The following is a 26,184-nucleotide window of genomic DNA, read 5'->3' on the forward strand; positions in this document are numbered from 1 at the left end:
ATGATCCCCTGCGTCACCCCGCCCCCGCTATGCGATGATCGCCGACCGTCTGCGGCTCTCCTTCAAAGTATCCCGCCCCCGCTCTTCCCAAGCACCGCCCCCCCTTGTTCTCCCGCGAAGGCGGGAGCCCAGACTGGATCCCCGCCTTCGCGGGGAAACAACTCCACGTGCGTTGCCAGGACGTCACCCCACCACCCCACAACCACCCCGGCGAAGGCCGGGGCCCAGTTGGGGGACGGTGGTAACGAAGGACAGCGCGCCGTCACGGCGACCTTACCAGCTGGACCCCGGCCTTCGCCGGGGAGGTGCAAGGGATGCGGCCTGCACGATGCTATTTGTCGATATAGTACAGGCCGCCCGCAAAGGAGATGGCACCACCCCGGCGAAGGCCGGGGCCCAATTGGGGGACGGTGGTAACAAAGGACATCGCGTCGTCACAGCGACCTCCCCACCTGGGCCCCGGCCTCCGCCGGGGAGGTGCAAGGGATGCGGTCTGCACGATGCTATTTGTCGATATAGTACCAGCTGCCCGCAAGGAGATGGCACCACCCCGGCGAGGGCCGGGGCCCAGTTGGGAGACGGTGGTAACGAACGACAGCGCGCCGTCACTGCGACCTTCCCATCTGGGCCCCGGCCTCCGCCGGGGTGGTGAGAGGGATGCGGCCTGCACGATGCTAATTGTCGATATAGTACCAGCTGCCCGCAAGGAGATGGCACCACCCCGGCGAAGGCCGGGGCCCAGTTGGGGGACGGTGGTAATGAAGGGTTGCACGTCGTCACGGCAGCCTCCCCAATTGGACCCCGGCCTTCGCCGGGGTGGTCATGTGTGGGGGGAGACCCAGGAGTTAGTACCGAGGCCAACGAAAGCTCCCCACCGCCCCACCGCCCCACCGCCCCACCGCACCAACCCCGGCACCCCCATCCAGCCCCGCCGCCACGTCAGATGCAGCCTCAGATATTGCCCGCCCCCCGCCGCCACGCCATAGCGCAGGCGTGACCCGCTCTCCCGCCCGTTCCGCCCTCACCTCCCCCGCGCTCGCCTGCGTCCTGCTCGGCGCGATCGCCGCGACGGGGTTTGCGCCGCTCGATCTCTGGCCGCTTGCGCTCGTCGCAGTCGCCGCGTGGCTCGCGCTCGTCCACGATGCACCGATGCTGCGCCAGGCGCTGTGGCGCGGCTGGCTGTTCGGGCTCGGGCATTTCACCGTGAACAACAACTGGTTCCAGCACGCGTTCGACTTTCAGGACGCGATGCCGCCGGTGCTCGGCTATTTCGCCGCGGTCGGGCTCGCGCTCTATCTCGCGGTGTTCCCGATGGTCGCCGCAGCGCTGGCCTGGCGGTTCGGACGCCGCGCGACCACAACGCCCGACCCCGCCTTCGTCCTCGTCTTCGCCGCCGCATGGATCGCGACCGAGTGGCTGCGCAGCGTGCTGTTCACCGGCTATGCCTGGGATCCGCTGGGGGTGATGTGGCTGCCCGCGATCGGCATCGCGCGGCTGTCCGCCTGGATCGGCACCTATGCGCTGTCGGGGGTGACGATCGTCGCGGCGGGATCGCTGTGGATGCTCAGCCGTCGCCGCGTCGCGATGCCCGCGATCGTGGTGCCCCTGCTCGCGCTCGCCGCGCTGTCGGCGCTGTGGACCGACGCCCCCGCCGCCGCCCCCAACGCCCCGCGCGTCCGCGTCGTCCAGCCCGATATCGGCCAGGAGGATCGCAGCGAATCGGACGGCGAACGCGTGCTGTCCGCACTCGAAAAGCTGTCGGGCACCCCCGGCGCCACCCCCCGCCTCGTCGTCTGGCCGGAGGGCGTGGTGCGCGACTATCTCGAGGATGGCTATCCCTTCTACGCCTATGACTGGTCGAGCCCGGCCTATCTGCGCCGCCGGATCGCGCGGCTGCTCGGTCCCGACGACATCTTGCTGACCGGCGGCACGTCACTGTCGTTCGACCGCGAGGACCGGATCGCGGGCGCGACCAATTCGGTGTTCGCGATCGACGCACAGGCGCGGCTGCGCGGTCGCTATGACAAGGCGCATCTCGTCCCTTACGGCGAATATCTGCCGATGCCGTGGCTGCTGAAACCGCTCGGGCTCGCGCGGCTCGTCCCCGGCGACATCGACTTCACCTCGGGCGAGGGGCCGGGCAACCTGACGCTCGCGGGCTTCGGGTCGATCGGCATCCAGATCTGCTACGAGATCATCTTCTCAGGGCAGACGGTCGACCGCGCGCATCGCCCGCGGCTGTTGTTCAACCCCTCGAACGATGCCTGGTTCGGCAGCTGGGGCCCGCCGCAGCATCTGGCCCAGGCGCGGATGCGCGCGATCGAGGAGGGGCTGCCGATCGTCCGCGCCACCCCGACCGGCATCTCCGCAATCATCGCCGCGGACGGCCGCCTGCTTGCCACCGTCGCGCATGAGACCGCAGGTGCGGCCGAGCTGCCGATGCCGACCGCGCTGCCCGTGACGCTGTTCGCGCGGCTCGGCAATCTGGCGGCGGGGCTGGTCATGGCGGCGATGATCGCCTTGGCCGTTGCCCTGCGCCGCCGCGAACGCTAGAAGGACATATAAAGCTTTCCTTATATGATGCTCCGCGGTGCCCCACCGCCGGGCCTTTTGCGAAGAGGTTTCATGCGCAAGTCCTTTCTCTTCACCTCCGAGTCGGTCTCCGAAGGCCATCCCGACAAGGTCGCCGACCAGATCAGCGACACGATCGTCGACCTGTTCCTCGCCAAGGATCCGCAGGCACGCATCGCCTGCGAGACGCTGACGACCACGCAGCTCGTCGTCCTCGCCGGCGAGATCCGCGGCAAGGGCATCTACGAGAACGACCAGTGGGCCGACGGCGTGCTCGACGAGATCGAGGCGGCCGTCCGCAACACCGTCAAGGAAATCGGCTACGAGCAGTCGGGCTTCCACTGGAACGAGTTCCGCTTCGAGAACAACCTCCACGGCCAGTCCGCGGAGATCGCGATGGGCGTCGATGAGAGCGGCAACAAGGACGAGGGTGCCGGCGATCAGGGCATCATGTTCGGTTACGCGACCGACGAGACGCCGGGCCTGATGCCCGCGACGCTCTACTACAGCCACAAGATCCTCGAGCGCATGGCCGCCGATCGCCATTCGGGCGCAGCCCCGTTCCTCGAGCCCGACGCCAAGAGCCAGGTGACGCTCGCCTATGAGAACGAGAAGCCGGTCCGCGCGACCGCGCTCGTCGTCTCGACCCAGCACGCGCCGGGCTATTCGGAAAAGGGCAAGAACCCCGATCCTGCCAAGTACGCCGAGCTGCGCGACTATGTCATGGGCGTGTTCACCGACGTGCTGCCCGCGGGTTTCATCTCGGACGAGACCGCGATCTACATCAACCCGACCGGCGCGTTCGAGATCGGTGGCCCTGACGGCGACGCAGGCGTCACCGGCCGCAAGATCATCGTCGACACCTACGGCGGCGCAGCCCCGCATGGCGGCGGCGCGTTCTCGGGCAAGGATCCGACCAAGGTCGATCGCTCGGCCGCCTATGTCGCGCGCTATCTCGCCAAGAACGTCGTCGCCGCCGGGCTCGCCCGCCGCTGCACGATCCAGCTGAGCTACGCGATCGGCATCGCCGAGCCGCTGTCGGTCTATGTCGACACGCACGGCACCGGCACGGTGGAAGAGGCCAAGCTCGAGGCGGTCCTGCCCAAGCTCGTCCGCCTGACGCCCAAGGGCATCCGCGAGCACCTCAAGCTCAACGCGCCGATCTACAAGAAGACCGCGGCCTACGGCCATTTCGGCCGCGAGCCCGAGGGTGACAGCTTCACCTGGGAGCGTACCGATCTGGTCGACAAGCTGAAGGCCGCAACCGCCTGACGCACCTCGCCGGATAGGTGATACAGAAAAGCCTCCCCCGGACCGTCCGGGGGAGGCTTTTTTCATGTCCGCTACGACAAATCGGAAACGATCAGCCGGGTGGCGACCGGTCGGTCCCCGCCGCGTCGCCGACCATCGGCGCGCTCGCGCGCTGCCGATGCCGCTGCTCGGTCAGGATCTGCCACGACGCCAGGAACAGCGCCGCGACCATCGGCCCGACGACGATGCCGCTCAGGCCGATCAGCTCGATCCCGCCCAGCGTCGTGACCAGCACGACGAAATCGGGAATCCCCGTGTCGCGCCCGACCAGAATCGGCCGCAGGATATTGTCCGCCATGCCGATCACGACGACGCCCGAGATGATCACCACCAGCCCCTGCCAGATCGCGGTGGTCGCCAGCAGATAGACCGCGACAGGGACCCAGACGATCGCCGGCCCGAGCGCGGGCAGCAGCGAGGTCAGCGCCATCAGCAGGCCCCAGAGCAGGGCCGCGGGCAGCCCGACGATCCAGAAGGTCGCCGCCCCCAGCCCGCCCTGGACCAATGCAACGATCACCGTGCCCTTGATCGTCGCACGCACGACCGACACAAACTTGTCGACCAGCGCGGCGGTGACCGACCGCTCGAGCGGCAGCGCATCGCAGATCTTGGGCCCGATCGTCTCGCCGTCGCGCAGCAGGAAGAACATCACGTACAGCGCGATACCGAAGGCGAGCAGGAAGGCGGCGGCGTTGCGCCCGATCGACAGCGCCTGGCTGGCGATCGTCCGCACGCTGTTGCCCATCGTCTGCGACAGCCGCGCCTGGATCCGCTCGATCGAATCGAACCCGGCCTTGTCGAGCAGCGTCTGCAGACGCGTCGGCAGCGCATCATGCACCTGGTTGAAATAGGCGGCGAAATTGATCTCGCCATTCTGGATGCGGGTATACACCGTGCCCGCCTGGTCGACGATCATCCCGCCGATGATCATGCTCGGCACGACGACCGCGAACAGGATGATCAGCAGCGTCAGCGCAGCGGCGGTGTTGCGACGCGTCGGCATCCGCTCCAGCAGACGCTGGAACAGCGGCTGGAACAGGATCGCGGCGAGCGCGGCCCACAGCAGCGCCAGGGCATACGACCAGACGACCACGACGAGCGCGATCGTGATCACCACCAGGAATATCAGGAATCCGCCCGTTTCGAGCCGGCGCCGGTTGATCATCATGCATCCCCCCCAACATCGTCAGTCGGCCCCAGACGCCGCCGACGATACCGCCCCCGCCCGAATCGGCGGGGACGGCATCATTCTACTTAGCGCAGCGCGGCGCTGCCGTTGACGAGGGCCGCCTTCTGCTCGTTCGACATCGCGGCGGCGTTCACGTCCGCGTCGTCGACCGCCTCGCCCTGCTTCTCGCCCTGATCGCGAACCGCCTCGGCGCGATCCTCGAGGTTGTCGGCAGCCGCCTCGAGCGCGTCGGCGCGGTTCTCTGCGGCGCCTTCGACCTGGCTGCCCAGCTTGTCGTCACCCTTGCCGCCACAGGCTGCGAGCGGAATGGTCAGCGTTGCGAGCATGAGCGCGGTAGCAATGGTCTTCATGAATAAATCCCTCTTGTGAGGCCATCCAAACCGTCACGCAGGCGGAACGGTTCCCTCGGCCCTGGTCGGTACCGTCGCGGGGTCGTGATTCGCGGATCTTTCCGTGTTTTCAGTGACATGCTCGACGACCGGCGCGACACGGTCGAACAGTGCGCTGACCGCCGCCTCGGCGATCCAGCCGACCGCCGCGCCGACGACCAGGTCGGACAGATAATGCTTGCCGTTGACCGGTTGCGCCGCCGCCACCGCGACCGTCGCCAGCGCCGACGGCATCGCCGCGCCGTCGATGTCGCGCGACGCCGCACGCGCCACCGCCACCGCGCCCGCGGTATGGCCCGACGGGAAGGACGTCTGCTTGTGGTCCTGGCTGTCGCCCGTCTCGAACCGCGCCTTGCCGGTGTCGAGCGCATGGCCCGGCCGCGTCCGGTCGACCGAATGCTTGATCACCGATTTCGCCGCGGTCGCCGCCAGGTGCGAGGCGAGCATCCGCGCGCCGCCGCGGATCAGGTCGGGCCGCCGCGCGACCAGCCCGATCACCAGCGTGCCGATCGACGTCGCGATCAGCTGCGGCTGGTCGGCGACCTCGGCGAGAAAGCCGGTCGCCTTCACCACCGGCGCATCGCGGTGTTCGGCCAGCTTGTAGGTCGCCTTGCGGTCGGCTTCGGCGATCTTGGCCGCCGCACTCTTGCTCTTGCCCGTCATCATCAGTCCTTCTGTCGCATTTCGCCGCGCACCTGCGCATGCGCCAGCAGCGCGAACACCCCCGCACCACCAACGAGATTCCCCATGATCGCCGGCAGCAACAGCCCGGCAAAGGTCCGGACCAGGTCGACATGCCCGGTGAACAGCAGCAGGAACGCCTCGTCCGATCCGACGATCGAATGGCTGAAGCCGCCGATCGCCACCACATAGGTCACCGCGAAGATCACCATGAACGCCTCGCCGCGCGCATTGGGCAGCGACCAGGCGAGGATCGCGATCATGAACCCCGCCGGGATCGCGTTGACGAACGTCGCCCAGGCGCCAAGCTCGGTGATCCGCATCGACACCGCGATCATCGCTTCGCGCAGCTCCGCCCCGCCGAGCACACCGCCCGCGATCGCCGCCGCGGTCAGCGCGGTGCCGAGCAGGTTGGCGCCCAGCACGATGCCCCACAGCCGCAACGTCCGCCGCAGCGCCCAGCGCGACGGCGTGGTCACCAGCGGCAGCATCGCGCTGATCGTGCTCTCGGTGAACAATTGCATCCGCCCGAGAATGACGACCAGGAACCCCGCCGGATAGCCGAGCGACACGACCAGCTCGCGCCAGGGCGTATCGGGCAGCGCGGCGTGAAGCGCACCCTCGGCGACCAGCGACGCGGTGATCGCCAGTCCCGCCGCGAGCGCGGAGAAGAACAGCGAAACCCCCGGGCGCGCGAGTTCGTCCTCGCCCGCCTCGCGCACCGCGCGGTGGAGATCGCCCGCGTCCGCCGCCTTCAGTTCCTCGACGTCCTGCTCGGGCCCCTCGGGCGCGGACCCGGTGTCCGACGTGGTGGTGCTGTTTTCGGCCATTACGGCCTTGTAACGGACCGCTACGTGCTTTGCTCCCACGCAATCGACCGCTAGAGCGCGCGGCGATGAACGATCCCGCCACCATTCGCCGCCTCTATGGCCGTCGCCAGGGCCACAAGCTTCGCCAGGGCCAGTCCGCGCTCGTCGAGGAGATGCTCCCGCGGCTCTCGGTTCCCGAGACGGGGATCGTCGACGCCGCCACCCTGTTTGGCGACGACCGTCCGCTGCATGTCGAGATCGGCTTCGGCGCGGGCGAACATCTCGCCGGCCAAGCATCGGCCAATCCGGATGTCGGCTTCATCGGCTGCGAACCGTTCCTCAACGGCGTCGTCGGCGCGCTCGGCCATATCCGCGACGGCGGGCTGACCAATGTCCGGCTCTATATGGGCGACGCGCTCGAGGTGATCGAGCGGCTGCCCGATGCCAGCCTCGACCGGCTCTACCTCCTCCACCCCGATCCCTGGCGCAAGGCGCGGCATGCCAAGCGGCGCATGGTCAATCACGGCCCGCTCGACACGATCGCCGCCAAGCTGAAGCCCGGCGCCGAATTCCGGCTCGGCACCGACGATCCGACCTATTGCCGCTGGTCGATGATGATCATGGACCAGCGCCGCGACTTCACCTGGCAGGCGCGCACCCCGCAGGACTTCCTGACCCGCCCCGACGACTGGCCCGAGACGCGCTATGAGCGGAAAGCCCGGCGCCAGGGCCATGAGGTCTGGTATTTCCGCTATATCCGCGACTAGCGCCCGCCGCTGCGCCGCCACCAGCCGGCCAGCGCGCGACCGGCGAGCGCGGGCAGCCCGGGCCTGAGCAACAGCCAGTCGCGGATCGGTGCGCCCTCCGCCGCGCCGATCACCCGCTTGTAGCCGCTGTCGCCCGCGCCCCAGTCGACCCTGGTCGCGCCGCGCGCCATCGCCGCGACCAGGTTGCGCCAGTAGAGCAGCTTGCCCGGCGAATGCTTGGCGAAACGCGGATCGTAGCTGTTGGCGATCGCGTAGATCAGCGCCCCCGTGTCGATGTCGAACGAGAAGGCGGCGGGCACGCCGTCGACGCGGAGCAGCGCCGCGCGGAACATCCCCGCCAGCACCGGATCGACCGCCGCCGCCTGCCAGAAGGCGAGATGCCCGTCGGTCGTGAACTTCATGTCGCGGCGATCGGTCTCCTTGGCGACCCAGCTCGTCTGCTCGACCGCGCCCAGATCGGCGAACCGCGCCGGCCAGTCCGCCCCCGCCAGCGCCTGCCAGTCGAGCGCGCCATGCTCGGCCAGATGCTTTTCGTGAAACCGGTTCTTGCGCAGCGTCGAGTTGCGCGGCCAGCGCTCGCCATCGACGCTCGGCACGAGGTCGAGCACCCAGGCGTCGCCGACATGCCGGTCGATCGCGCACCATCCCGCCGCCCGCGCGCTCGCGATCAGCGCGTCCGCGGCCGGATCGCCGTCCTGGACCGGCCCGATCCGCAGGCCGTTGCACTGCGCGGATAGTCCGCGCAGCGCCGCCGCGCGTGCTGCCTCGCTTGCCCCCATCGCCATGCCGAAACTGCGGAACGGCCAGTAGCAGCCCGGCACCGTCGCCAGCCGCAGCCACGCCGGGCCGAGCGCGACGAACGGCAACGCGATCGCCGCGACACCGTCCTCCTCGACCACCAGGGTCTTGGCGCGGCCGCCATAGGCACTCAGCGCGGCCGCATACCAGCCATAGCGCAGGAACCGGTGGCTCGGCGCCGCGCGCGCGGCGACCGCGTCGATCGCGATGCTCAGGCCCTCGACCACGCTTGCCTGCGCGCTCGGTGGCACCGGCACGCGGTCGGACAGGAGCATCGGCTTCGACATCGCACGCCCCCTAGCAGCAATCCCTTACCAGGTAGTGCAGGATCGCACCGGGCGCCGCGGGGCTTCAGGCGGGGGGCGGGATTGGCTTCCCTCCGGCGCGGTTATTCCGCATGATGATCAGGATGATACCCCTTCCCGCCGTTTCGACGATCGCGCAGACGATCCAGTTGTCGCTCGCGCCCGTCTTCATGCTCGCGGGCATCGGCCAGCTGCTCAACGTTCTCGCCGGTCGCCTCTCGCGCGTCATCGACCGCGCCCGACAGCTCGAAAAGCTCCATCCCAGCAGCGCGGGGCCCGAACGCATCCGCCATATCTGGGAGTTGCGGCTGCTCGACCGGCGGATGACGATCATCAACGCCTCGCTCTTCCTCGCGGTGTCGAGCGCGATCATGACCTGTATCGTCATCGCTTTGCTGTTCATCGCCGAACTCGCCAAGCTGCACTTCGGGACCTATGTCGCGGTCTCGTTCATCCTTGCGATGATCCTGCTGATCGCCGCCTTTGCCAGCTTCATGATCGAGGTCCGGATCTCGCTGGTCGCCTTCCGCATCCGCCCCGAACTGCTCGACAACCCCGAACTGCTCGACAAGCTGACATGACGCTCGAACACCGCCTGCTGCAGGGCGTCGTCGCGCTCGCCTGCCTCCTGCCGCTGCTCGTCGGCGGTCAGGGAATCGTCCACGGCCCCGCGCCGTTCGGCCACCTCGCCGACGTGCCGCGCGATCTCGACAGCCATTTCCGCTATATCTCGGGCATCTTCTTCGCGACCGGGCTCGGCTTTCTCAGCTGCATTCCGCACATCGAGACCAAGGGCCCGCGCTTCCGCCTGCTCGGCGGGCTGATCGTGGTCGGCGGCCTCGCGCGGCTCGTCTCGCTGATCGATGTCGGCATGCCGTCGCGCGGGCATGTGCTCGGGCTCGGCATGGAAATCCTCGTCGTGCCGCTGCTGATGCTCTGGCAGGCGCGCCTCGCCCGGCGGGCTCTTTCCAACACCGGACCGAATCCCTAGACGACGCGTGACCATACCCGGTCCTCGAAAGGTCTAAGCATGCGTGAAGCCGCCATCGTCTCGACTGCCCGTACCGCCATCGGCAAAGCCTATCGCGGCGCGTTCAACGCGACCGAGGCACCGGTGCTCGGCGGACACGTCATGAACGCGGCGGTCGAGCGCGCCGGGATCGACCCCGCGCGCATCGACGAGGTGTTCTGGGGCGTCGGCAACCAATGGGGGACGCAGGGCGGCAATGCCGGACGCATGGCGCTCTTCGCCGGCGGCCTGCCCGAATCGGTCCCCGCGGTCACGCTTGACCGCAAATGCGGCTCGGGACTGACCGCGGTCGCGCTCGCTGCCCGCACGATCATCTGCGACGAGGCCGATGTCGCGCTGGCGGGCGGGATGGAATCGATCAGCTACACCGTGACCAAGGACGCGCCGCGCTACGTCAACCAGAGCGTCACCGCGCGCGAGCCCGCCGCCTATATCCCGATGATCGAGACCGCCGAGATCGTCGCGCGCAAATATGGCATCAGCCGCGAGGCGCAGGACGCCTATGCCGCGATGAGCCAGCAGCGCGCCGCCGCCGGCCTCGCGAGCGGCGCGTTCGCCGAGGAGATCGTGCCGATCACCGTCGAGAAGGCGCTGTTCGACAAGCAGGGCACGCGCACCGGCAGCGATAACGTCACGCTGACCCAGGACGAGGGGATCCGCGCGGGCACTACCGCGGAGGCGCTCGCCGGGCTCAAGACCGTCTGGCCGGGCGGCGATTTCTCCAGCCCGGGGACCAGCGTCACCGCGGGCAATGCCAGCCAGCTGTCCGACGGCGCGTCCGCACAGCTGCTGATGGACCGCCGGACCGCGGAGGCCGAGGGCAAGGAGATCCTCGGCATCTATCGCGGCTTCCAGTCCGCGGGCTGCAATCCTGCCGAAATGGGCATCGGCCCGGTCTTCGCGATCCCCAAGCTGCTCGACCGCGCCGGGCTGACCGTCGCGGACATCGGCCTGTGGGAGCTGAACGAGGCGTTCGCGTCGCAATGCCTCTATTGCCGCGACCATCTCGGCATCGATCCGGAGCGGTACAACGTCAATGGCGGCGCGATCGCGGTCGGCCACCCCTTCGGCATGACCGGCTCGCGCCTCGTCGGCCACGCACTGATCGAAGGGCGCAAGCGCGGCGTCCGCTATGTGGTGGTCTCGATGTGCACCGCCGGCGGCATGGGCGCCGCGGGCCTGTTCGAGATCGTCTGACGCGACGGGGGCGGGAGGGATGACACACCCTCCCGTCGCTCCGCACCATCCACCCTGCCCCCTCCCGTCATCCTGACGAAAGTCAGGATCCAGGGTAACAGGCCACAGCGCTCCTGGCTCTGGATCCTGACTTTCGTCAGGATGACGGCAGGTATAGAGGCTCAGCCTGTCCGCGATCGCCGACCCGGCGAAGGCCCCGAATGACAAAGGTCGTGCCCTGCACATGCGTTTCCTCCTCCTACCGGCACTCGCCCTGCTGGCCACCCCGGCCGCCGCCGCCCCCCAGAAACCCACCCCCGCGAAACCCGGCACCGTCCGCGTCCGCCTCACCACCTCCGAAGGCCCGATCACGCTCGCGCTCGACACGCGCCGCGCGCCCAAGACCAGCGCGAACTTCCTCGCCTATGTCGATGACGGCCGCTTCGACGGCACCGATTTCTACCGCGCCGCGCGCGGCAAGAAGGCGCCGAAATTCGGCTTCATCCAGGGCGGCATCCGCACCGACGCGCGGCGCATCCTGCCCGCCTTCCCGCTCGAGACGACGACGCAAACCGGCATCCGCCATCTCGACGCGACGATCTCGATGGCGCGCGGCAGCGAGCCCGGCTCGGCGGGCGGCAATTTCTTCATCACCGTGGGCCCGACCCCCGCGATGGACGCGCGCCCGGGCTATCTCGGCTATGCGGCCTTCGGCCATGTCGTCGGCGGCATGGACACGGTCCGCCGCATCCTCGCCAAGCCGACCGGTGGCGGGCTCGACGCGTTCAAGGGCCAGATGATCCTCAACCGCGTCGCGCTGATCAGCGCCAAGCGGCTCGACGGCACGCCCCGCCCGACCAGCGGCCCGCGACCATGGCTGTTGAAGACCCGCCCCACCCCGCCACGGCCGCGCTGACGTCTCAGTCCGCGAACAGCAGGACCGGCGTCTCGAGATACTTTTTCAGCCCCTGAACGAAGCTCGCCGCGTCCCAGCCATCGACGACGCGGTGGTCGCAGCTGATCGACAGGTTCATCAGCTTCGCGCGGACCACCTCGTCGCCCTTAAACACGGGGCGTTCGACGATCTTGTTCGGCCCGATGATCGCGACCTCCGGCCGGTTGATCACCGGCGTCGTCGCGATCCCGCCGAGCGGCCCGAGCGAGGTGACGGTAATCGTCCCGCCACCCATCTCGTTCGGCGCGAGCTTGCCCGCCCGCGCCGCCTCGGCGAGCCGCGTGATCTCGGTCGCGAGCTGCCAGACGTTGCGATCCTGCGCGTCGCGGATCACGGGGACGGTCAGCCCCGCATCGGTCTGCGCCGCCATGCCCAGATGGATCGCCCCGTGCCGCGTCACCACGCCCGCCTCGTCATCGTAGCGCGCGTTGAGCATCGGAAAATCGGGGATCGTCTTGCAGATCGCGACGATCATCAGCGGCAGCATCGTCAGCTTGGGCCGCCCGCCGCGATTGGCGTTCAGATCCGCACGCATCGCCTCCAGCGCGGTGACGTCGATCTCGTCGACATAGGTGAAATGCGGGATCGCGCGCTTCGACGCGGCCATGTTCTCGGCGATCTTGCGCCGCATGCCGATGACCTTGATCGGCTGGTCCGCGCGCGCCCGGCTCGCCCCCGGCGCCTGATAGCCCTGACCCGCGCCGTACCGCAGATACGCGTCGAGATCGGCATGACGGACCCGATCGGACTCGGTCTTCACCGACGCCAGATCAATCCCCAGATCCCGCGCCCGCGCCCGCACCGCAGGCGATGCCAGCGCATGCGCCTTGGCAGCAGCGACCTGCTCGTCACTCCCCCCCGGCGAAGGCCGGGGTCCAGTTGGAGAGGTCGTCGTGATGACGGACTGCGCGTCGTTACCGGCGCCCCCCACCTGGGCCCCGGCCTCCGCCGGGGTGGTGGCGGTCGGCGTTTCGACCACCTCCTCAACCCCCGGATTCTCCGCCTCATACTGCTCCGCCGTCTCCGCCTGCGCCGCCGTCAACGGCGCCGCCACGACCTCGCCCCCGGCGTCGACCGCATCCGTCTCGATCACCACCAGCGCGGCCCCGATCGACACCTGATCGCCGACCTCGCCCGCCAGCTCGACGACGACGCCCGACACGGGCGACTCCATCTCGACCGTCGCCTTGTCGGTCATCATGTCCGCGACCGGCGAATCCTCCTCGACGCGGTCGCCGATCGCGACGTGCCATGCGACGATCTCGGCCTCCGAGATGCCTTCGCCGATATCCGGCAGTTTGAAGGTAAAGCGAGCCATTATGCGTCCTTCATGATCTTCTTGAGGGCCTCGGTGATACGGACCGGCCCCGGGAAATAGGCCCATTCCAGGCTGTGCGGGTAGGGCGTGTCGAACCCGGTCACGCGCTCGATCGGCGCCTCAAGATGGTAGAAACAGCGTTCCTGCACCAGCGCCGACAGCTCGGCGCCGAACCCGCTGGTCCGCGTCGCCTCGTGGACGATCATGCAGCGCCCGGTCTTCTTCACCGACGCCTCGATCGTCTCGATGTCGAGCGGGACGAGCGTGCGCAGGTCGACGATCTCGGCGTCGATCCCCGTCTCGGCGATCACCGCCGCGCAGACATGCACCATCGTGCCATAGGCGAGGATCGTCAGCGCCTCGCCCGCCCGGACGATCTTCGCCTTGCCGAGCTCGATCTTGTAGTACCCGGTCGGCACCTCGCCCGCGGGATGCTTCGACCAGTTCTGCGACGGCCGATCCCAATATCCGTCGAACGGCCCGTTATAGATGCGCTTGGGCTCGAAGAAGAGCGTCGGGTCATTGTCCTCGATCGCCGCGATCAGCAGGCCCTTGGCGTCATAGGGCGTCGACGGGATGACCGTCTTGATCCCCGACATGTGCGTGAACAGCCCCTCGGGGCTCTGGCTGTGAGTCTGCCCGCCGAAGATGCCGCCGCCGAACGGCGATCGCACCGTGATCGGCGAGGTGAACTCGCCCGCCGAGCGATAGCGCAGCCGCGCGGCTTCCGACACCAGCTGGTCGAGCGCGGGATAGATGTAATCCGCGAACTGGATCTCGGGGACGGGACGCAGGCCGTACGCGCCCATGCCCACCGCGACGCCGATGATCCCGCATTCGGTGATCGGCGTGTCGAACACGCGCGTCTTGCCGTGTTTCGCCTGCAACCCCGCAGTCGCGCGGAACACGCCGCCGAAATAGCCGACATCCTCGCCCATCACGATCACGTCGGGATCGCGCGTCATCATGACGTCCATCGCGGAGTTGATCGCCTGGATCATGTTCATCCGGCTGGTCTCGCCGCCGTCCGCTGTTTCGGACCCGGGTGCCTCGATCATGTCGCTCATGCCTTGCGATCCCATGGACGGCCGCTTGCCGTCTCCTCATCGAGCATCTGCTGACGCTGCTCCTTCAGATGCCAGGGCAGTTCCTCGAACACGCCGTCGAACAGCGATTCGAGCGGCTGATGAAGCCCGTGGCCGAGGATGCCGTTCTTCTCGGCCTCCTTCTGCGCGGCCTTGACCTGCTCGGCGAGCTCCTTGTCCTGCGCGGCGTGGCGCTCATCGTCCCATTCGCCGATCGCGATCAGGTGGTCCTTGAGGCGCTTGATCGGATCGCCGAGCGGCCACGCATTGGGCTCGCCCTCGCTGCGATACTGGCCGGGATCGTCCGAAGTGGAATGGCCCTCCGCGCGATAGGTGAAATGCTCGATCAGCGTCGGCCCCTGGTTGGTCCGCGCCCGCTCGGCCGCCCATTCAGTGGCTGCGTACACGGCCAGCGCATCGTTACCGTCGACGCGCAGGCCCGCGATGCCGTACCCGACCGCCCGCGCCGCGAACGTCGTCGCCTCGGCGCCCGCGAACCCGGAGAAGCTCGAAATCGCCCACTGGTTGTTGACGACGTTGAAGATCACCGGCGCGCGGTAGACCGCAGCAAAGGTGCACGCCGAATGGAAGTCGCCCTCCGCAGTCGATCCCTCGCCGCACCAGGTCGCCGCGATCCGCGTGTCGCCCTTCGCCGCCGACGCCATCGCCCAGCCCACGGCTTGCGGATATTGCGTCGTGAGGTTGCCCGAGATCGAGAAGAACCCGGCTTCCTTGACCGAATACATGATCGGCAGCTGCTTGCCGCCGAGCCGGTCCGCGGTGTTCGAATAGATCTGGTTCATCATGTCGACGAGGCTCCAGCCCCGTGCGATCAGCAGCCCCTGCTGGCGGTAGGAGGGGAAGCACATGTCCTCGTAATCAAGTGCATAGGCCGCCGCGACCGCGACCGCCTCCTCGCCCAGCGCCTTCATGTAGAAGCTCGTCTTGCCCTGCCGCTGCGCGCGGAACATGCGTTCGTCGAACGCGCGGAGCAGCGCCATGCTGCGCAGCATACGCCGCAGCATATCGGGCGAAAGCTTGGGATCCCATGGCCCGACTGCGTTGCCCTCGTCGTCGAGAACGCGGACCAGCGTATAGGCGAGATCAGTGAAATCGCTCGCCTTGTCCGCGGTATCGGGGCGCCGCGCCTGCCCCGCGGGCGGCACGTCGACCTCGGCGAAATCGACCGGATCGCCGGGTCGAAACTTCGGTTCGGGCACATGCAGCGTCAATCCGGGTAGATTGCGCAGCGGCTGCGAATCGGCGCGAGGGTGCTCGCTGGCCATCGTCACTCCATCTCCATCGCCCGGCGGCGTACGCGCCGGATCGCTCTTCGCGGCCTTGTTATAAAATTTCAACGGCATTGGCGAGAGGGAGTTTTGCCCGGTTGCCGCATTCGCACCGACCGCGTGCAACGCCGTGCGATCAATGCGATAGCAGCACCCTGCGGACGCGGGCAGACAGGGGGGAGACGGGGCGACATGCTGCAAGACTGGAACGCCGTCGTCGCGATCGGATGCACGCTGCCAGGTGTCGAGCCGGGCACCAGCTATGGCCGGCCCGCACTCAGGTTCCGCGGCAAGACGCTCGCGTCCACCACCGCGCCCGATCCCGGCAGCTTCGTGCTCCATATCGGCCTCGACGAGAAGGACATCCTGCTCGACACCGACCCCGCGACCTTTTGGCAGACCGATCATTATGACGGCTGGCCGGCGGTGCTGGTCCGCTACGGCACCGGCGCGGGGGAGCGGATCGCGCATCTGCTCGCCCGCGCCTGGTGGGACCGCGCTACCGCGGCTCAGCGCAAGGCCTATGGCGAGCGCCCCTAGCCGGCTCGCGCGCTACTCTACCGTCTGCTCGATCACGCCGAAGATCGGGCGATGCCTGTCGTCCTCCGCCCAGATCCGCACCGTGTCGCCCTTTTTCAGGAACGGGGTCACCGCCGCGCCGCCCGCGATCGTCTCGATCGTCCGCACTTCGGCGAGGCAGGAATAGCCGACGCCGCCGTCCGCGATCGGCTTGCCCGGCCCGCCATCCGCGCCGCGGTTCGACACCGTGCCCGACCCGACGATCGTCCCCGCGCCCAGCTTGCGCGTCTTGGCGGCATGCGCGATCAGCGTGCCGAAATCGAACGTCATGTCCTCGCCCGCCTCGGCGCGGCCAAAGGGCTGGCCGTTCAGGTCGACCATCAGCTTGCGGTGCAGCTTGCCGTCCTGCCACCAGTCGCCAAGCGACTCGGGCGTCACGAACACCGGTGAAAACGCGCTGGCGGGCTTCGACTGGAAGAAGCCGAATCCCTTGCCGAGCTCGCCCGGGATCAGGTTGCGCAGCGACACGTCGTTGGTCAGCCCGACCAGCCGCACCGCCGCCAGCGCCTCCTCGCGGCTCGCGCCCATCGCCACGTCGCCGGTGACGACGACGACCTCGCCCTCCATGTCGCAGCCCCAGCTCTCGTCGGCGAGCGGGATCGGGTCGCGCGGCCCGAGAAACCCGTCCGATCCCCCCTGATACATCAGCGGATCGTGCCAGAAGCTGTCGGGCATCTCGGCCGCACGCGCCTGCCGGACCAGCGCGACATGGTTCACATAGGCCGAGCCATCCGCCCATTGATAGGCGCGCGGCAAGGGCGACGCCGCGTCATGCTCGTGGAACCGCCGCATCGGGATCATCTCGTGCTCGAGATCGGTCGACAGGTTCTCGAGCGCAGGCGCCAGCCGGTCCCAGTCGTCGAGCGCGGCCTGCAGCGTCGGCGCGATATGCGTCGCATCGGCATACCAGGCGAGGTCGTTCGACACGACGACGAGCCGGCCGTCACGGCCCCGGGCTGGATCTGCGTCCTTCAGGCTGGCCAGTTTCATTGCGGATCCTCTCAATGTTTTCACCACCCTACGCCCGCCCGCCGCAGGAAGTCGAGACTCCCGGTCACGCGCGCCCCCCGACCAGCCGCTCATGCGTTATCCTTGCATCCCCCCGACCCCGGCGCCACACCTGGCCACCGCCTTCGAAAGCTCCGCCATGCCCCTCGATATCGTCCGCGTGCCCGTCCTCAGCGACAATTACGCCTGGCTGATCCACGATCCCGACAGCGGCACGACGGTCGCGCTCGATCCGGGCGAGGCGGATCCGGTGATCGCCGCGGCGACCGCGCGCGGCTGGCGGATCGATCAGGTCTGGACGACGCACTGGCATCCCGATCACACCGGCGGCAACGCCGCGATCCGCGCTCGGGGCGCGACCGTCACCGGCCCCGCCGCCGAAGCCGCGAAGATCCCGACGCTCGACCGCACCGTGACCGAGGGCGACGTCGTCACGCTCGGCACGCACGCCGCGCAGGTGATGATCGTACCCGGCCATACGCAGGGCCATATCGCCTTCCACTTCGCCGACGACGCAGTGATCTTCACCGGCGACACGCTGTTCGCGATGGGCTGCGGCCGGCTGTTCGAGGGCACCCCCGCCGACATGTTCGCCAACATGCAGCGCTACGCCACGCTGCCCGACGAGACGCGCGTCTATTGCGGGCATGAATATACCCAGTCGAACGGTCGCTACGCGCTGGTCGCCGAGCCCGACAATGCCGCGATCCGCGACCGGATGGCCGAGGTCGACGCGGCCCGCGCGCGCGGCGAGGCGACCGTGCCGACGACGATCGGGCTCGAACGCGCGACCAATCCGTTCCTCCGTGCAACCTCGGCCGCCGAGCTCGGCGAACGCCGCGCGGCAAAGGATGCGTTCAAGGGCTGAATAGGCTATGCCGTACGCTTGGGGGCGCAAAGGAAACCGCATGCGCATCATGACACGCTTATCGCTGCTCTGCCTGACGATCGCCGCCACCGCCTGTACGGCCACCCCGCGCGAACAGGCACAGATCGCGCAGCGCGAAACCGAAACGCAGCAAAAGCTCGCGACCGCGCTCAAGGGGCTGACCCCCGGCGAGCCGACCCTGTGCCTCAACGCCCTCGGCCAGAAGCAGGTGACCAGCTACGGCTCGACCTTCCTCTACCGCGTCAACAACGGCACGATCTACCGGACCGAGACCAATGGCGGGTGCGGCGATCTCGACCGCAACATCCTGATCACGCGGACGCCCTCGGGGCAGCTCTGCCGCGGCGACATCGCCAACACGATCGACCGCGCCAGCCGCTTCCCCAGCGGCAGCTGCAGCTTCGGCGAATTCGTCCCCTATCGGAAGGTTCGGTGACGATGCCGCGCTCCGGCCGGATCGCCGCCTTCGCCGCGCTCGCGCTGACGCTCGTCGCCGGTCGCGACGATCCGCTCGCGGGGCGCATCGCTGGCGCACCGGTCCGTTGCATCGGCATCGGTCTGGTCCAGGGGCCGACGATCCTCGACGCGACCACCATCCTCTATCGCCAGTCGGGCAAGCGCGTCTGGCGCACCGGCCCGGTCGGCCCCTGTCCGCAATTGCGCCCGCTGTCGACGATCATCGTCGACATCTATGGCGGCCAGCTCTGCCGCAACGACCGGTTCCGGCTGATCGAACCCGGCCTGTCGATCCCCTCACCCTCCTGCCGCTTCACCGACTTCACCCCTTACGACAAACCCTGACGCCCGGCCGTCCCGGATGATATGTTGCATCATGGCAACAACCAGCCATCCAATTTTCCGCAGCTGCGAACATCTTCTTTGATATGATACATCATTCGCGCTAGGCGGCAGCTCCGGGGTTCAAGGAGCGTTTCTATGCGTAAGACTTTCATCGGGATCAGCGCGCTGGCGGTCTTCGCCGCGACCGCCGCGACCGCCCAGACTGACACGCCGCCGACCGGCGCACCGGCCGATACGCCTGCCGCAGCCCCAGCCCCAGCCCCGACCCGCACCCCCGCCCCGCGCGCGGCCGCCGAGATCCTCGTCACCGCCCCCGTCCGCCAGAGCGAGACCGACGTCCTCCAGGGCACCTCGATCCTCTCGGGCGCCGAGCTCACCCGCAACCTGCGCCCGACCATCGGCGAGACGCTCGCGCGCCAGCCCGGCGTGTCCGCCACCTCGTTCGGCCCCAGCGCCTCGCGCCCGATCCTGCGCGGCTTCCAGGGCGAGCGCATCCGCGTGCTGACCGACGGGATCGGCTCGATCGACGTCTCGAACACCTCGGTCGATCACGCGGTCATCATCGACCCGCTGCTCGCCGAGCGGATCGAGGTGCTGCGCGGCCCCTCCGCCCTCCTGTTCGGCTCGTCCGCAGTCGGCGGCGTCGTCAACGTTATCGACACGCGCATCCCGCGCACCGTCCCCGAAAACGGCTACCGCGTGAACGGCATCGCCACCTACGGCTCGGCCGCGAACGAGCGCTCGGGCGGCGCCGCCGGCGACGTCGCGGTCGGCCAGCACCTCGTCCTCCACGCCGACGGCTCCTATCTGAAGTCGGGCAATCTGCGCACCGGCGGCAACATCCTGTCGTCGCAGGCGCGCGCCGCCGCGCTCAGCCAGGTCGGCCTGCCGCAGGACACCGACGAACCGATCGACTTCGCCGGCTCCGCCGCGCTCCGCGGCAAGCTGCCCAACACCCAGTCCGAGACCTGGACCGCCGGCCTCGGCGCCGCGATCATCACCGACGGCGGCAATCTCGGCGTGTCGTACAGCCATTATGACAGCCTCTACGGCGTGCCGATCCGCTACGCGACCGCGGTCGGCCAGGAGCAGGAGGCGCCCCGCCTCGACGTCGTCCAGAACCGCGTCGACCTGCGCGGCGAGATCAACACCGGCGGCGGTTTCCTCGACAAGATCCGCGTCCGCGCGGGCCACGCGACCTATCGCCATTTCGAGCTCGAACCCGATGGCGGCGTCGGCACCGCCTTCTTCAACAACGGCACCGAAGGCCGGATCGAGCTCGTCCAGGCCAATCGCGGCGGATGGCAGGGCGCGTCCGGCGTGCAATATTTCAACCGCCTGTTCGACGTGAACGGCGACGAAGCCTTCCTGCCGCGCAACGAGACCAACCAGACCGGCCTCTTCACGCTCCAGCAATATAGCGCCGGCGCGTTCCGGGCCGAGGGCGGGCTGCGCTACGAGACGACGTCGCTCTCCGCCAAGACGCCGCTCGACGACCTCCGCTTCTTCCGCGGCAGTCGCAGCTTTGACGCGGTCTCGGGCTCGCTCGGCGCCTCCTACGGCGTGACCGACGCGGTCCGCTTGGGCGTCAACCTCTCGCACACCGAGCGCGCGCCGTCGGCCGAGGAGCTGTTCGCGAACGGCGGCCATGCCGGCACCCAGGCCTATGAATTCGGCAGCCCCGATTTCAAGCTCGAGAAGAGCTGGGGCATCGAGGGCACGCTCCACGCGCATGGCGACGGCTTCAGCTTCGACGCGTCCGCCTATTACAACGACTTCTCCAACTATATCTCGGAGAACCAGGTCGCGCAGAGCGTCTGCCAGACCGCCGCCGATCCGTCGGGGCGCGAGGTCGACCTGCCCTGCTTCCAGTATCAGCAGGCCGATGCGCGCTATTACGGGTTCGAGGCCAATGCCTCGGTCCGGCTCGCGCAGATCGGCGGCTATGTGCTGAACGCCGACCTGCTCGGCGATTATGTCCGCGCGACGATCGTCGACAACGGCCCCGTCCCCCGCATCCCGCCGATGCGCGTGCTCGGCGGGATCGAGGCACAGGGCGACCGCGTCAACGGCCGGCTCGAGGTCGAGCACGTCTTCGACCAGGACCGCATTGCCGCGTTCGAGACGACCACCAACGGCTACACGATGGTCAACGCGACCTTGGGCTTCAACCCGTTCGGCAAGGACAGCAAGACCTCGATCCTGCTCAGCGCGAACAACCTGTTCGACGTCGAAGCCCGCCGCCACGCCAGCTTCCTCAAGGACTTCGCCCCCCTAGCCGGCCGCGACATCCGCGCGACGCTCCGCTTCGGGCTGTAAGGGGGCGGCGGTCCCCACGCCCAGAAAAGGAGCACCACCCCGGCGAAGGCCGGGGCCCAGTTGGAGGGACCAAAGTAACCCCGCGCCGCCCGCCATCACGAAAGCCTACCCAACTGGACCCCGGCCTCCGCCGGGGTGGTAGGCAGAGGCGCACCCACCCCCCAACCCACCCCGGCGAAGGCCGGGGCCCAGTTGGGAGGACCTGAGTAATCAGCCCCAGCCCGCCGTCACGACCGCCTTCCCAACTGGGCCCCGGCCTCCGCCGGGGTGGGGCGAGCGCGAGGTGCCCGCAGATAACCACGCGAGCGACGGCGCGCGAACCAGCCCCCAAGACGCGCCGTCCCCCGCCCCCTATACCCCCGCAAATGCTCCCCATCCTCTACAGCTTCCGCCGCTGCCCCTACGCAATCCGCGCCCGCAGCGCGGTCGTCGCCAGCGGCGTCGCGGTCGAGCTCCGCGAGATCGTCCTGCGCGACAAGCCCGCCGCGATGCTCGCCGCCTCCCCCAAGGGCACCGTCCCCGTCCTCGTCCTCCCCGACGGCCGCGTCATCGACCAGAGCCTCGCCATCATGCACTGGGCGCTCGCCACGGCCGACCCGCTCGACTGGCTGGCCGGACACGACGCCGACCTGATCGCGACCAACGACGGCGCGTTCAAGCATCATCTCGACCGCTATAAATATGCCGATCGCCACGGCACCGACCCGCTCGAGCACCGCGCCGCCGCCACCGCGATCCTCGCCGATCTCGACACGCGGCTGCACGCCACCGGCCACCTCGCCGGCCCCCGCGTCACGCTGACCGACATCGCGATCCTACCGTTCGTCCGCCAGTTCGCGCAGACCGATCGCGGCTGGTTCGACACGCTCCCCCTCCCCGCGCTCCACGACTGGCTGGGGCGCTATCTCGCAAGCCCGCTCTTCGCCGCCGTCATGCCCAAATTCGCGCCGTGGCAGCCGGGCGCGCCGACTGTCATTTTTCCAACATGATCCGCGGCTAGCGCGTCCCCCGGGGGGCATTGCGACAGCATGAGCCGCGCGACGGCGATCACGGTCCACGGGGGTGGCCGCGACCGGCGCGCGCGGCTCGTCGGGTGTCCCTTCGGTAAAACCAAGAAGATCATCCAGGGAATATCACCGTGACACGCACCCGTCTGACCACGTCGCTCCTGCGCGGCATCGCGCCCGCGACATTGCTGCTCGCCGCACTGCCCGCCGCCGCCCAGGACACGACCACCGCCCCTGCTGCCGCCCCCGCTGAAGACGGCCTGGGCGAGATCGTCGTCACCGCCGAACGCCGCTCGGAAAACCTCCAGCGCGTGCCGCTGTCGGTCGGCGTCGCCTCGGGCGATGCGTTGCGTGCGTTCCAGGCGGGTGGCGACGATACGCTGCTGTCGCTGTCGGGCCGCGTCCCCGGCCTCTATGTCGAGACCACCACCGGCCGCATCTTCCCGCGCTTCTACATCCGCGGTCTCGGCAACATCGATTTCTACCTCGGCGCGTCGCAGCCGGTCACGATCATCCAGGACGACGTGATCCTCGAGCATGTCGTGCTGAAGTCGAACCCGGTCTATGACGTCCGCCAGGTCGAGGTGCTGCGCGGCCCGCAGGGCTCGCTGTTCGGCCGCAACACGACCGCGGGCATCATCAAGTTCGACACGATCAAGCCGACCAACGACTTCGACAGCCGCGCCTCGGCCTCGGTCGGCACCTATGGCAGCGTCAGCGTCGACGCGGGCGTCGGCGGCCCGCTGATCAAGGACCTGCTGTCGATCCGCGTCTCGACTCTGCTCCAGCACCGCGAAAACTATGTCGACAACGTCTATGCCGGCGTCACGCAGGACAGCACCGCGACCCCGCGCAAGAACGCGATGGGCGGCTTCGACGACCGCAACGTCCGCGTCCAGCTCGCGCTGACCCCGGGCAACGCCTTCTCGCTCGACCTGTCGGGCCATGCGCGCTGGTATGACGGCACCTCGACGCTGTTCCACCGCGCCGCGCTGAAGAAGGGCTCGAACGACGTCCAGGCCGAACCGCGCAACGTCGTCGCGCTCGACGAAGGCAATGACAATCCGCAGAGCTACACCACCTATGGCGGCTCGGTCCGCGCGACCTACGACTTCGGTCCTGCCGCGCTCACCTCGATCACCGCGTACGAGACGACCTCGGGGTTCAGCCGCGGCGACACCGATGGCGGCGCGGGCGCGAACTTCCCGGTCCGCGGCACCCCGAACGGCTTCGGCCAGTCGCAGGGCCAGATCCGCGATCTCGACCAGTGGTCGCAGGAACTGCGTCTGTCGGGCACGCAGGGCGGTCGCTTCAACTGGCAGGTCGGCGGCCTGTATTTCGACACGCGCGACATCACCGATTTCTACCAGCGGACCTTCTTCCTGACGACCGCACAGCGCAACCCGAACAACTGGGTCCGCCTCCACGACGTCAACACCTCCTGGGCCGGCTTCGGCCAGGTCAGCTACGAGCTGATGGACCGGCTGACGCTCACCGCCGGCGGCCGCATCACCGAGGACAAGAAGCGCACGCAGCTGCTCAAGCCCGTCCAGAATGTCGCCGGTGTCAGCCAGTATCCGGCCAACTTCCGCACCGACGTCACGCTGAAGGCGACCAAGCCGAGCTGGGACGCGAGCCTCCTCTACCAGGCGAGCCCCGACATCAGCCTCTACTCGCGGATCGCGCAGGGCTTCCGCGGACCGACGATCCAGGGCCGCTCGGCGGTGTTCAACTCGGACTTCTCGACCGCTAATTCGGAGACGATCCTGTCGTGGGAGACGGGCATCAAGACGCGCCTGCTCGACAACACGCTCAGCCTCAACGCGACCGTGTTCGGCTACCGCGTCAACGACATCCAGCTCAACGGCAACGATCTCAACGGCAACGGCATCCTGTTCAACGGCAACAAGGCCGAGGCGTACGGCATGGAGGCCGAGGCGAACTGGAAGCCCGTTCCCAACCTCACGCTCGGCGCCGGGCTCAGCCTGCTCCACAGCGCGATTCGCGACAAGACGACCGAGGTGCAGATCTGCGCGCTCAACAACGCGGTCGTCTGCACGCCCTCCGCGGCGGTCCGCCCCGTCCCCGGCGCGTTCGGCACGACCTTCCTCGTCAAGATCGACGGCGAGCCTTTGCCCAATGCCCCTGAGTATAATGTCGACCTGACCGCACGCTACGACCAGCCGCTCGGCAATGGCGGTCGCGCGTTCATCGCGGGCGACTTCAACATCCAGGGCTATACGCAGTTCGTGCTCTACAAGACCAAGGAGTTCACCGCGAACGGCAACTTCGAAGGTGGTCTGAAGATCGGCTATGCCGCGCCCGACGACGCCTATGAACTCGCGGTGTTCGCACGCAACATCACCGGCGAGAAGAACCTGAAGGGCGTGATCGAGAACTACATGGCCGCGGTGTTCAACGAACCGCGGATCATCGGTGTCTCGCTCAGCGGCAAGTTCCGCTGACAAGGCCGGCGTGGCGGTAACCCCGCCACGCCATCCCCTTGCGGATCGTGGCGGTTCATCCGCCACGCCACCTTTGCGGAGCGTCTGGCGCTCGCGCGCGGTGCGTGTCAGACATCGGGTTTGACCTTGCCCGAGGACCCGACCGATCCGTCAGATCGCCGCCCTGCCCTACCGGATCACCGCCGACGGATCCGCCGAGATCCTGCTCATCACCTCGCGCGAGACGCGCCGCTGGGTGATTCCCAAGGGCAATCCGATTGCCGGCCTCGCCTCGCACGAGGCCGCCGCGCAGGAAGCGTTCGAGGAAGCCGGGATTCGCGGCATCCCCTGCCCCAGCGCGGTCGGCGATTTCTGCTACGACAAGCGGCGCCGCAGCGGGCGTCTCCGGCCGATGATCGTCAGCGTCTATCCGATGCAGGTCGTCGAACAGGTCGCGGACTGGCCCGAGCGGGATCAGCGCGAGACACGGTGGTTTCCGCCTGATAAGGCCGCCGCCGCGGTCGACGAGCCCGAACTCAAGGCTCTGATCCGAGGATTCCGAAAGCCACCGATCCCGGTGGCGTTCGAACAACGCGTGCTGCCGGTGCTGCGGTCACGAATGAGGAGGCGTTTTCCGATGCTGGGCTGGTTCCAGGCACTCATGCCCAAGCAGGGGCGGTTCTTCGAGCTGTTCGACGCGCATGCCGCGACGCTCGTCGCGGGCGCCGACGCGCTCGCCCGGCTGCTCCACGGCGAAGGCTCGATCGAAAGCCAGATCGCCGAGATCGTGCGCCGCGAACACGAGGCCGACGACATCACGCGCGAGGTCCTGCAGGACGTCCGCCGGGTGTTCGTGACGCCGTTCGACCGCAGCGCGATCACCGACCTGATCGGCGTGATGGACGATGCGATCGACCAGATGAACGGCACCGCCAACGCGATCGCGCTGTACGAGGTGACCGAGTTCGCGCCCGAGATGCGCGACATGGCGGGCATCGTCGTCGAGGCCGCGCGAATCACCGCCGAGGCGATCCCGCTGCTCCGCTCGCTCGGCAGCAACGCCGGCCGCCTCCACGACCTGACCGCCCGGCTGATCCAGATCGAGGGTCACGCCGACGACATCCACGACACCGGCCTGCGCGCGCTCTTCGCCGCGTCGAAGACCCATGCCGACCCGATGGCCTTCATCATCGGCCGCGAAATCTATTCGAGCCTCGAAAAGATCGTCGACCGCTTCGAAGACGTCGCCAACGAGATCCAGGGACTCGTCATCGACCATGCGTGACGTGTCGTTTCGGCCCGAAGCCTCTCCCGTGACACCCCCCCGGCGAAGGCCGGGGCCCAGTTGGGGGACGGCCATGGCTGAAGGCAGCGCAATGTTACTGCGACCTCTCCAACTGGACCCCGGCCTCCGCCGGGGCGGTAAACTGGTGGGACGCGCCGCGATGACGCCAATGCAGGCTC

General features: G+C 68.4%; 24 protein-coding genes. 15 read left to right on the forward strand and 9 right to left on the reverse strand.

Going from position 1 to position 26,184, the window contains the following annotated elements; all coding sequences use genetic code 11:
- Positions 1-993 precede the first annotated feature (993 nt).
- Positions 994-2,553 carry an apolipoprotein N-acyltransferase gene (gene lnt, locus NEF64_RS16215; RefSeq protein ID WP_056409138.1) on the forward strand — a complete coding sequence of 520 codons (1,560 nt, stop codon included), beginning with the start codon at positions 994-996 and terminating at the stop codon, positions 2,551-2,553.
- A gap of 72 nt (positions 2,554-2,625) precedes the next feature.
- On the forward strand, positions 2,626-3,843 hold the full coding sequence (metK, locus tag NEF64_RS16220; protein WP_031395305.1) for a methionine adenosyltransferase: 1,218 nt from the start codon (positions 2,626-2,628) through the stop codon (positions 3,841-3,843).
- A 91-nt stretch (positions 3,844-3,934) separates the two neighbouring features.
- Here metK and NEF64_RS16225 read toward each other — a convergent pair whose 3' ends face one another.
- The 4 genes from NEF64_RS16225 to NEF64_RS16240 form a co-directional block, all read right to left on the reverse strand.
- Positions 3,935-5,047: an AI-2E family transporter gene (locus tag NEF64_RS16225; protein WP_056409291.1), complete on the reverse strand. Its 1,113-nt coding sequence runs from the start codon at positions 5,045-5,047 to the stop codon at positions 3,935-3,937.
- Positions 5,048-5,136: 89 nt separating this feature from the next.
- Positions 5,137-5,421 (reverse strand): hypothetical protein, encoded by a 285-nt coding sequence (locus tag NEF64_RS16230; RefSeq protein WP_042466252.1) that lies wholly within the window; start codon positions 5,419-5,421, stop codon positions 5,137-5,139.
- Between the two features lie 33 nt (positions 5,422-5,454).
- A complete protein-coding gene (locus tag NEF64_RS16235; protein ID WP_056409136.1) occupies positions 5,455-6,126 on the reverse strand; it encodes a phosphatase PAP2 family protein in 672 nt (223 codons plus the stop codon).
- Complete coding sequence (locus NEF64_RS16240) at positions 6,126-6,971, reverse strand: formate/nitrite transporter family protein (RefSeq protein WP_056409134.1); 846 nt, start codon at positions 6,969-6,971, stop codon at positions 6,126-6,128. The genes NEF64_RS16235 and NEF64_RS16240 overlap by 1 nt, the downstream gene beginning before the upstream one ends.
- A gap of 65 nt (positions 6,972-7,036) precedes the next feature.
- On the opposite strand from NEF64_RS16240, the gene trmB reads away from it, so the two are divergent.
- Positions 7,037-7,717 (forward strand): tRNA (guanosine(46)-N7)-methyltransferase TrmB, encoded by a 681-nt coding sequence (trmB, locus tag NEF64_RS16245; RefSeq protein WP_056409132.1) that lies wholly within the window; start codon positions 7,037-7,039, stop codon positions 7,715-7,717.
- On the opposite strand, the gene NEF64_RS16250 is transcribed toward trmB, so the two are convergent.
- Positions 7,714-8,802 (reverse strand): GNAT family N-acetyltransferase, encoded by a 1,089-nt coding sequence (locus tag NEF64_RS16250; protein WP_056409130.1) that lies wholly within the window; start codon positions 8,800-8,802, stop codon positions 7,714-7,716. The genes trmB and NEF64_RS16250 overlap by 4 nt on opposite strands.
- A gap of 122 nt (positions 8,803-8,924) precedes the next feature.
- Between NEF64_RS16250 and NEF64_RS16255 the strand changes: the two genes are divergently transcribed.
- From NEF64_RS16255 to NEF64_RS16270, 4 genes are all read left to right on the forward strand, one after another.
- Positions 8,925-9,401, forward strand: a complete 477-nt coding sequence (locus NEF64_RS16255; protein WP_031440529.1) for a DUF2721 domain-containing protein — start codon at positions 8,925-8,927, stop codon at positions 9,399-9,401.
- Complete coding sequence (locus NEF64_RS16260; protein ID WP_056409128.1) at positions 9,398-9,811, forward strand: DUF4345 domain-containing protein; 414 nt, start codon at positions 9,398-9,400, stop codon at positions 9,809-9,811. The genes NEF64_RS16255 and NEF64_RS16260 overlap by 4 nt, the downstream gene beginning before the upstream one ends.
- A 39-nt stretch (positions 9,812-9,850) precedes the next feature.
- Positions 9,851-11,047 (forward strand): thiolase family protein, encoded by a 1,197-nt coding sequence (locus NEF64_RS16265; protein WP_056409126.1) that lies wholly within the window; start codon positions 9,851-9,853, stop codon positions 11,045-11,047.
- 223 nt (positions 11,048-11,270) lie between these two features.
- The gene (locus NEF64_RS16270; RefSeq protein WP_056409124.1) at positions 11,271-11,942 is read left to right on the forward strand and encodes a peptidylprolyl isomerase; all 672 of its coding nucleotides are present in this window, start codon (positions 11,271-11,273) and stop codon (positions 11,940-11,942) included.
- A 4-nt stretch (positions 11,943-11,946) separates the two neighbouring features.
- Here NEF64_RS16270 and NEF64_RS16275 read toward each other — a convergent pair whose 3' ends face one another.
- From NEF64_RS16275 to NEF64_RS16285, 3 genes are read right to left on the reverse strand one after another with little or no spacing between them, the layout of a single operon-like run.
- Positions 11,947-13,299, reverse strand: a complete 1,353-nt coding sequence (locus tag NEF64_RS16275; RefSeq protein WP_056409122.1) for a dihydrolipoamide acetyltransferase family protein — start codon at positions 13,297-13,299, stop codon at positions 11,947-11,949.
- Positions 13,299-14,306 carry an alpha-ketoacid dehydrogenase subunit beta gene (locus NEF64_RS16280; protein WP_056409290.1) on the reverse strand — a complete coding sequence of 336 codons (1,008 nt, stop codon included), beginning with the start codon at positions 14,304-14,306 and terminating at the stop codon, positions 13,299-13,301. Before NEF64_RS16280 ends, NEF64_RS16275 begins: the two co-directional genes overlap by 1 nt.
- 56 nt (positions 14,307-14,362) lie before the next feature.
- Positions 14,363-15,670: a thiamine pyrophosphate-dependent enzyme gene (locus tag NEF64_RS16285; RefSeq protein ID WP_056409288.1), complete on the reverse strand. Its 1,308-nt coding sequence runs from the start codon at positions 15,668-15,670 to the stop codon at positions 14,363-14,365.
- A gap of 195 nt (positions 15,671-15,865) precedes the next feature.
- Here NEF64_RS16285 and NEF64_RS16290 point away from each other — a divergent pair, with 195 nt between their 5' ends.
- The gene (locus tag NEF64_RS16290; RefSeq protein ID WP_056409120.1) at positions 15,866-16,213 is read left to right on the forward strand and encodes an MmcQ/YjbR family DNA-binding protein; all 348 of its coding nucleotides are present in this window, start codon (positions 15,866-15,868) and stop codon (positions 16,211-16,213) included.
- Positions 16,214-16,225: 12 nt separating this feature from the next.
- Here NEF64_RS16290 and NEF64_RS16295 read toward each other — a convergent pair whose 3' ends face one another.
- The gene (locus NEF64_RS16295) at positions 16,226-17,242 is read right to left on the reverse strand and encodes a fumarylacetoacetate hydrolase family protein (protein ID WP_056409118.1); all 1,017 of its coding nucleotides are present in this window, start codon (positions 17,240-17,242) and stop codon (positions 16,226-16,228) included.
- A gap of 157 nt (positions 17,243-17,399) precedes the next feature.
- Between NEF64_RS16295 and gloB the strand changes: the two genes are divergently transcribed.
- The 7 genes from gloB (at position 17,400) to NEF64_RS16330 (ending at position 26,005) form a co-directional block, all read left to right on the forward strand.
- Positions 17,400-18,128, forward strand: a complete 729-nt coding sequence (gene gloB, locus NEF64_RS16300) for a hydroxyacylglutathione hydrolase (protein ID WP_056409116.1) — start codon at positions 17,400-17,402, stop codon at positions 18,126-18,128.
- A gap of 49 nt (positions 18,129-18,177) precedes the next feature.
- Positions 18,178-18,585, forward strand: coding sequence for a hypothetical protein (locus tag NEF64_RS16305; RefSeq protein WP_156360474.1), 408 nt, complete (start codon positions 18,178-18,180; stop codon positions 18,583-18,585).
- A 2-nt stretch (positions 18,586-18,587) separates the two neighbouring features.
- Positions 18,588-18,950: a hypothetical protein gene (locus NEF64_RS16310; protein ID WP_056409114.1), complete on the forward strand. Its 363-nt coding sequence runs from the start codon at positions 18,588-18,590 to the stop codon at positions 18,948-18,950.
- A 135-nt stretch (positions 18,951-19,085) separates the two neighbouring features.
- Entirely contained in the window at positions 19,086-21,269 is a 2,184-nt protein-coding gene (locus NEF64_RS16315) for a TonB-dependent receptor (RefSeq protein WP_056409112.1), read from the forward strand.
- A gap of 365 nt (positions 21,270-21,634) precedes the next feature.
- Entirely contained in the window at positions 21,635-22,258 is a 624-nt protein-coding gene (locus tag NEF64_RS16320) for a glutathione S-transferase (protein ID WP_056409110.1), read from the forward strand.
- A gap of 143 nt (positions 22,259-22,401) precedes the next feature.
- Entirely contained in the window at positions 22,402-24,741 is a 2,340-nt protein-coding gene (locus tag NEF64_RS16325; protein WP_056409108.1) for a TonB-dependent receptor, read from the forward strand.
- Positions 24,742-24,886: 145 nt separating this feature from the next.
- Positions 24,887-26,005: a DUF47 family protein gene (locus NEF64_RS16330; RefSeq protein WP_056409106.1), complete on the forward strand. Its 1,119-nt coding sequence runs from the start codon at positions 24,887-24,889 to the stop codon at positions 26,003-26,005.
- The last annotated feature ends 179 nt before the right edge of the window (positions 26,006-26,184 follow it).

The organism is Sphingomonas aerolata (genome assembly GCF_023935825.1).
GTDB lineage: Bacteria > Pseudomonadota > Alphaproteobacteria > Sphingomonadales > Sphingomonadaceae > Sphingomonas > Sphingomonas aerolata.

Coding starts and splice junctions, on each gene's coding strand:
- metK (WP_031395305.1), top strand. CDS start 2,626: ATGCGCAAGTCCTTTCTCTTCACCTCCGAGTCGGTCTCCGAAGGCCAT.
- NEF64_RS16225 (WP_056409291.1), bottom strand. CDS start 5,047: ATGATCAACCGGCGCCGGCTCGAAACGGGCGGATTCCTGATATTCCTG.
- NEF64_RS16230 (WP_042466252.1), bottom strand. CDS start 5,421: ATGAAGACCATTGCTACCGCGCTCATGCTCGCAACGCTGACCATTCCG.
- NEF64_RS16235 (WP_056409136.1), bottom strand. CDS start 6,126: ATGATGACGGGCAAGAGCAAGAGTGCGGCGGCCAAGATCGCCGAAGCC.
- NEF64_RS16240 (WP_056409134.1), bottom strand. CDS start 6,971: ATGGCCGAAAACAGCACCACCACGTCGGACACCGGGTCCGCGCCCGAG.
- trmB (WP_056409132.1), top strand. CDS start 7,037: ATGAACGATCCCGCCACCATTCGCCGCCTCTATGGCCGTCGCCAGGGC.
- NEF64_RS16250 (WP_056409130.1), bottom strand. CDS start 8,802: ATGTCGAAGCCGATGCTCCTGTCCGACCGCGTGCCGGTGCCACCGAGC.
- NEF64_RS16255 (WP_031440529.1), top strand. CDS start 8,925: ATGATACCCCTTCCCGCCGTTTCGACGATCGCGCAGACGATCCAGTTG.
- NEF64_RS16260 (WP_056409128.1), top strand. CDS start 9,398: ATGACGCTCGAACACCGCCTGCTGCAGGGCGTCGTCGCGCTCGCCTGC.
- NEF64_RS16265 (WP_056409126.1), top strand. CDS start 9,851: ATGCGTGAAGCCGCCATCGTCTCGACTGCCCGTACCGCCATCGGCAAA.
- NEF64_RS16270 (WP_056409124.1), top strand. CDS start 11,271: ATGCGTTTCCTCCTCCTACCGGCACTCGCCCTGCTGGCCACCCCGGCC.
- NEF64_RS16275 (WP_056409122.1), bottom strand. CDS start 13,299: ATGGCTCGCTTTACCTTCAAACTGCCGGATATCGGCGAAGGCATCTCG.
- NEF64_RS16280 (WP_056409290.1), bottom strand. CDS start 14,306: ATGAACATGATCCAGGCGATCAACTCCGCGATGGACGTCATGATGACG.
- NEF64_RS16285 (WP_056409288.1), bottom strand. CDS start 15,670: ATGGCCAGCGAGCACCCTCGCGCCGATTCGCAGCCGCTGCGCAATCTA.
- NEF64_RS16290 (WP_056409120.1), top strand. CDS start 15,866: ATGCTGCAAGACTGGAACGCCGTCGTCGCGATCGGATGCACGCTGCCA.
- NEF64_RS16295 (WP_056409118.1), bottom strand. CDS start 17,242: ATGAAACTGGCCAGCCTGAAGGACGCAGATCCAGCCCGGGGCCGTGAC.
- gloB (WP_056409116.1), top strand. CDS start 17,400: ATGCCCCTCGATATCGTCCGCGTGCCCGTCCTCAGCGACAATTACGCC.
- NEF64_RS16305 (WP_156360474.1), top strand. CDS start 18,178: ATGACACGCTTATCGCTGCTCTGCCTGACGATCGCCGCCACCGCCTGT.
- NEF64_RS16310 (WP_056409114.1), top strand. CDS start 18,588: ATGCCGCGCTCCGGCCGGATCGCCGCCTTCGCCGCGCTCGCGCTGACG.
- NEF64_RS16315 (WP_056409112.1), top strand. CDS start 19,086: ATGCGTAAGACTTTCATCGGGATCAGCGCGCTGGCGGTCTTCGCCGCG.
- NEF64_RS16320 (WP_056409110.1), top strand. CDS start 21,635: ATGCTCCCCATCCTCTACAGCTTCCGCCGCTGCCCCTACGCAATCCGC.